The following is a 526-nucleotide window of genomic DNA, read 5'->3' as shown; positions in this document are numbered from 1 at the left end:
ATCTAACTGATTAGAAATCGTCTCTTGAGGTTCTAAACTGTGGCTTAACGAAATAGATAAGGGAAGAGCTTTTTACGTTCTTCTTCTGAAAGAGCAGAAACTCGCGCGATGTTTGTGTCGGGAATAGACTCAGGGTCAGGGTAGTGCTCCAACACCTTTTCCATACTCTCTTCTCGAATAAGATGGAAAATTGGGTATGGTGATCGATTGGTTAAGTTCTCGTCATCTTCTGGCGCTGCACCACCGAAGCAATAGTCTGGATGGAAAGTCGCCACTTGGAATATACCTTCCCAATCCTGTTGTTTGATCAGCCCTTCAACCCAATCGATGCAGAAGTTGTAGTCCCAGAAATCTTGCAGCATGTTAGGTACGACGACCAATGTTGTTTCCAGCTTTTCTGGTTCGGTGGTGCTGAGTTCAATAAGTTGCAGCAGAATATCCTCAAGCAACGCTTCTTCTTGTGTTGCTTCGCTGACAAAAATCTTAATTTGTTTGTTACGCTGCGGCTTTGCAGCGAAAGGACACA

The 526-nt window shown here is 44.3% G+C and carries 1 protein-coding gene; it reads right to left on the bottom strand.

Going from position 1 to position 526, the window contains the following annotated elements; genetic code table 11:
• Positions 1–44: 44 nt before the first annotated feature.
• Positions 45–526: DUF1415 domain-containing protein (locus R7P74_RS29080; RefSeq protein ID WP_318124185.1), on the bottom strand; the 482-nt coding region annotated here is incomplete at its 5' end.

Source organism: Vibrio sp. 2033, assembly GCF_033339735.1.
Note: the sequence above shows the minus strand (reverse complement) of the source record. Positions and strands in the feature narration are given on the sequence as shown.